Below are 4,744 nucleotides of genomic sequence, written 5' to 3' on the forward strand. Positions count from 1 at the left end.
TATCCCCTTACGCAAACTTTGACTTGGATGAAATCCAAGTCGTAAGTGCGCATTTCATGAAAAACACGATAGCATATAGCTCGCTTGAACTCTAGTTCATAGAGCCTTATGCTTGAGTGGTTTTCTACATCCCGAAATTGGACGTTATGACAAAATCAACTGAAAATATTGAAAAGAAAATTGAAGCCCAGTTAGAGAAGCTGAAACAGTTAAAAGCTCAGAAACAGGCTATTGAAGCAAGAGAACGTACCAAGAAAAAAGAACAGGAAAGAAAGGATGATACTCGGCGTAAAATTTTGCTCGGTTCTTACTTGATTAAAAAGATGAATGACAATGAAGCCAATAAAGAAAAAATACTTGCTGAACTTAACGAGTATTTAACAGAAGATCGGGATAGACAGCTTTTTGATTTGCCTAATATTGAGATATCCAAATAATGCGAAAAACACTAGTTTTATGGGGTGGAATTTTAGCGACAATTATGAGTACGCAGAATCTTAGTGCTTGTGAGCCACACTCACCAGATGAGGTATTTATAGCAAGGGTTCAATCATTTGAATCAGGTGAAAATCAGACTAAATTTCAATTTTCTAACCATAATTTTATTTTTCGCCCATTAATGGCTTGGTTTAGATATTCTAGCCCAAATGAATGGAATAGCGATTTTAAAATTAAGAATATAAAAAAAGGAAGTTTGATCATTGGTTTAGCATATCCGCCAGATGGTAACCAAGCAAGAAAGTATCAGGTGAGTTCACTGGCATTACTTCAGTGTAAGAATGATGTTATCTCAATAAGTAAGCCATCCGTTCCTTTTTTAGTATGGAATAGAGAAAAAGGACATTGTTTCTATACGGATAAGAGTGGTCTACTGAACGGCTTTCTTGAAAAAGATCAGACTTATTATTTACATAAAATTCAAGCTAAATATCCGACTTGCCGTAAACTGTACTCAGCGTTCCCTATGACGTAATGTATATAAAATCTTAGTCTTTGAAGTCTGTTTCAGTCCGCAATGCTTTAAAAATCCGCTTTGCGGTTTCCTCTCGGACGGATGTAGGGTCACGTAAAATATTGGCAATCCATATTGAAAAGGCTGGGTAATCTTTATTGTCGGCTAAGTCAGAGATGCTATGAACCTTAGATAATACTGAACTGTAGGTCTTAATTTGACTGTCAGATAAGTTGCTGAACATATCTATAGTTTTTTGATCTCGCTGAGATTCTATTTTTTTAGGTGACAATTTTTGCTTAAATTTTAATTCTATGTGTGTGAACTTACGCCCTGTTTTTAACAGTTTATATTTGATTGTAATGGGAGATTTTTCATTAAGTTCATCAATTGCGGTATCTATTACCCATCTTTTTAAGTCTGCCGTTAATGGATACTTATTATTCAGATCAAGCATATTGCGCAAGTCATCAAGCCTTATTTTTCGATAACCTGTACTCTTGAATTGCATCATTAATTCATAAAATCGAACGCTATACCCACTACTTACTCCTGCTATGTCTTGAAGAAAATATTGTGTGAAGTTAGATGATAAGTTACTAATAAAGGGTAATACAGACTTACTAAACCTTATTGCCGCCAAAATATAATCTTCTGCATAAGGATCGCTCCCTGTCACCTCTTGGATAAATTCAGGATTAGCCAAAGCCCAATCACTATTGTATTTCATGATGTCTTGAACCCATCGAGTTTTAAATGTCCCTGCTTCAGTTGTTATTGTGATAACTCTATTAAAAAGTCGATCACATGCTTCTCTAATTTCTCTGCTTGCTGTTTTTGGGTTAACACCTAACTCAATAAATGATTCCCTTGTGACGCAATAACCTGTGTTATCTGTCACTTCTTCGCCTTTGGGTATACAGGCTATAGCCGCCAAAATTAAGCGCTGTTCATTCAAAGACAGTTGATAACTAGCTTCAATAATATTATTTGCTTTGACTACTAAGAGCTTACTCATTTTTGTATTCCTTATTATTAATTATGAGAATAATATATCGCCTCATAGTTATGCGTCAATCCCTCATAGTTATGCGTCAATCCCTCATAGTTATGCGTCAATCCCTCATAGTTATGCGTCAATCCCTCATAGTTAAACCGTGCAAAGCCACGCACAGCATGGCTTTGAGTGGGGTCTAAAAATATTTAAAAATATTTAAAATATTAAAAAATAGGGAAATACTTAAAACTGCCCTATGTACTCGCTAAAGCTCGTACTCCATTGAAGCTCGTTCCTCGCTTCGTGGGGCAGTTTTTCGTTAATACTATTTGTGAAATCTAAAAGCAAAAGCATTGGTAATGTATTCGCTTCGCTCATACTTTTTGAAAAGCAAAAGCTCCAAAGTTCGCACCCATTCGGGATGCTCTGTATCTTTCGTTGTGAAGCAAAGGGGAGCTTATAATCAGAGAAAAGGCGAGGGCGAAATTTTAATGATGCTCAATCACTCGTAGACACTCGTTCGGTTCTTATTATCTAGGTTTTAATTATTCACTGGAGCTAATCAAAACCGTGGAACATTGCTCAAGAAGTAAGCGTGGAACGTGAAAAATGCATAAAAAAGCCCAATCGGCTGTGATAGGGCTTTTCAAACAAACATAAGACACTGAAATTTAAAGATAAATTTAAAGAATTTCGTATAAGGTGTATTATGTTAATTTTAGGAAATCTTTAAAACAAATCACTTCATGATTGGATGAAAATTTTGGAAAATCAATTAAATTTGCTCAACGACTTAGCTATTGAAATATTTACATTATTAGATGGAAAAGGACTACCTTATAGTTACGAATACAAATTTAATCCTGATGAAGGATGGGCTCAATATGGGCTACATTTCACAAAAGATAGCGAAAAAATATTAGTAGGATTAGAAGTAGATTACCAAAATTTAAATACTCTATGTACAAAATTACATCAAGCTATGATGGAGCATACAGGAGGTGATTGGCGTAAATTTATTTTAGATATTAATGAAAACAAAGAGGTTAAAACCAATTTTATTTACGAAATACAGTCATGTATGGACGAATTTAACGACTGAAATTGAAGTCCATTTAACATAATGGCTGTTATACGAAATTCAGTTGTCAGAAACCATTTATTACATCAAAAGTAATGAAAAAGTAAAGATTATGCCTTATATTATCTTTACTTTAATGGTTTTTGAGTGAGGAAATCATGTCCGCAGTCAACTTCAATATGCGCTTAGAAGCAGAGTTAAAAGAACAAGTCACGCCTATTTTGGAAGACTACGGTTTGACTATGCCCCAAGCATTCAAACTGTTCTTGAATCAAATTGTTAAAACTAAAGCGATTCCTTTATCTTTTGACTATGCGCGAGAAACTGCTTTAACGCCTAAAGCAGCAGCCAAGTTACTTCAATCTTTAAAAGAGATTGAAAATGGCGAGTACACCGAGTACGAAACGGTAGAAGAAGCGATTAAAGCTATGTCGGAAGAAGCACATGGCTAAACGTAAGATTATCGTAACCAGTTCTTTTAAACGTGATATTAAAAGACGTTATTTAGAACTGGTTACGGCTGAATGGGCAGAAGTATTAGATTGTTTAGTCGCAAATAATCCTTTGCCTGAAAAGTATTTAGATCATCCCTTGAAGGGTGGTGCAGAGTTTAAGAATTGTCGTGATTGTCATGTGAAGCCTGATTTAGTCTTGATCTATAGGCTTGTTGGTGACGATATTTTAGAACTGCATCAGTTGGATAGCCATTCCGAAATTTTTGGATGACTATCGCTCGATGCTTTGAAAGATGGCTTTAGCCATGTTTCAAAGTCGGGCAACTTTGCGCTTGCTGTAATTTGATTCGTAATGAGAAAAACCAAGCAAAGTACCGATCATCTAGTATTTTTTAGGGTCGATCTGACACCAGTCATACGTTTTTTCTTTAACGCTATTCGGTTCAAACGAATAGCAGTTTTTCCGCATGATTCTCACCAATGTTTCACCATCACTTTCTCGAATTTGTAGCGGATATTTTTTAAGTGCAGCCATATCAGCTCTACGTTCATCAATTTCATCTTTGCTTGGCACGTATAAGAAGATAGCCAAAATGAATACCATCATCACAGCAACAAATGTACTTGCAAAAATGATGATAAATTTCAAATTTAGCCTGTTGGTAGCTTCGTTCAATTCTTGAATACTGTTATTCAATGCACCTGCATGCTTCTTATTTGCGTTTTCTAGCGATTTTTCAGCTTGGTTGAGCACTCCGCTAGCGACTTGGTTGTAAAACTGCTCTAATCGCTTGTTATCGTCTGCTATGGCTTCTCTGTATTCCTTCATGGATGCCAATAAAATATATAACTGATCGTCTAAATCATCGTTTGGGTTGCTCATAGCGAGTATCCGCCTCTATCCAATTTTTGAGATGCCTTGCGGAGTGCTTGCTCGGCTCGTTGTTTATCTAATTCTTGCTGTCGCTTCATTTCCGCTTGGCGTTCCAGTTCTAGACGTTTGGTTTCTTGGTTCTTCTGCCATTGCTCAAAACCTTGATCGACACGGTTTAAACCACGCTGTAAAACGCTCTCTTTTTGCTGCTTTTCTTGCTGAAGCTGTTGGGCGTTGTGGTGCTTCACCTTGTCATTGAAACGGCTGATTTCAGTGTCTATGCCTTGTCTGCGTAATTGTGTGACTTTGGTGCCTTCATGGATGGTGGCTTGTAGTCCGTTGTTCTGATCGGCATAGCTACGATGGTCTATTTTTTCTCGGTAGC

7 protein-coding genes and 1 pseudogene are annotated in these 4,744 nt (G+C 36.4%); 5 read left to right on the forward strand and 3 right to left on the reverse strand.

Features of this window, described 5'->3' with window-relative positions; genetic code table 11:
• The first annotated feature begins 146 nt into the window (after positions 1 to 146).
• Together GBN19_RS14615 and GBN19_RS14620 are read left to right on the forward strand one after the other, a co-directional pair.
• Positions 147 to 437: a mobilization protein gene (locus tag GBN19_RS14615; RefSeq protein WP_151778627.1), complete on the forward strand. Its 291-nt coding sequence runs from the start codon at positions 147 to 149 to the stop codon at positions 435 to 437.
• Complete coding sequence (locus GBN19_RS14620) at positions 437 to 973, forward strand: hypothetical protein (RefSeq protein WP_228271298.1); 537 nt, start codon at positions 437 to 439, stop codon at positions 971 to 973. The genes GBN19_RS14615 and GBN19_RS14620 overlap by 1 nt, the downstream gene beginning before the upstream one ends.
• A 13-nt stretch (positions 974 to 986) precedes the next feature.
• Here GBN19_RS14620 and GBN19_RS14625 read toward each other — a convergent pair whose 3' ends face one another.
• Positions 987 to 1,970: a RepB family plasmid replication initiator protein gene (locus GBN19_RS14625; protein ID WP_151710986.1), complete on the reverse strand. Its 984-nt coding sequence runs from the start codon at positions 1,968 to 1,970 to the stop codon at positions 987 to 989.
• Positions 1,971 to 2,712: 742 nt separating this feature from the next.
• Between GBN19_RS14625 and GBN19_RS14630 the strand changes: the two genes are divergently transcribed.
• The 3 genes from GBN19_RS14630 to GBN19_RS14640 all read left to right on the forward strand — a co-directional run bounded on the left by GBN19_RS14630 (position 2,713) and on the right by GBN19_RS14640 (position 3,756).
• Positions 2,713 to 3,051 carry a hypothetical protein gene (locus GBN19_RS14630; RefSeq protein ID WP_151710987.1) on the forward strand — a complete coding sequence of 113 codons (339 nt, stop codon included), beginning with the start codon at positions 2,713 to 2,715 and terminating at the stop codon, positions 3,049 to 3,051.
• Positions 3,052 to 3,188: 137 nt separating this feature from the next.
• Positions 3,189 to 3,482: a type II toxin-antitoxin system RelB/DinJ family antitoxin gene (locus GBN19_RS14635; RefSeq protein WP_001277151.1), complete on the forward strand. Its 294-nt coding sequence runs from the start codon at positions 3,189 to 3,191 to the stop codon at positions 3,480 to 3,482.
• The gene (locus GBN19_RS14640) at positions 3,475 to 3,756 is read left to right on the forward strand and encodes a type II toxin-antitoxin system YafQ family toxin (RefSeq protein ID WP_001129137.1); all 282 of its coding nucleotides are present in this window, start codon (positions 3,475 to 3,477) and stop codon (positions 3,754 to 3,756) included. The genes GBN19_RS14635 and GBN19_RS14640 overlap by 8 nt, the downstream gene beginning before the upstream one ends.
• A 111-nt stretch (positions 3,757 to 3,867) precedes the next feature.
• Here the strand turns inward: GBN19_RS14640 and GBN19_RS14645 are convergent, their stop codons facing one another.
• Positions 3,868 to 4,368: a hypothetical protein gene (locus GBN19_RS14645; protein ID WP_151710988.1), complete on the reverse strand. Its 501-nt coding sequence runs from the start codon at positions 4,366 to 4,368 to the stop codon at positions 3,868 to 3,870.
• Positions 4,365 to 4,744: pseudogene (locus tag GBN19_RS14650) on the reverse strand (MobA/MobL family protein); the annotation flags it as partial. The gene GBN19_RS14645 and the pseudogene GBN19_RS14650, both read right to left, overlap by 4 nt.

This window comes from Acinetobacter brisouii (genome assembly GCF_008993995.1).
Taxonomy (GTDB): domain Bacteria; phylum Pseudomonadota; class Gammaproteobacteria; order Pseudomonadales; family Moraxellaceae; genus Acinetobacter; species Acinetobacter brisouii_A.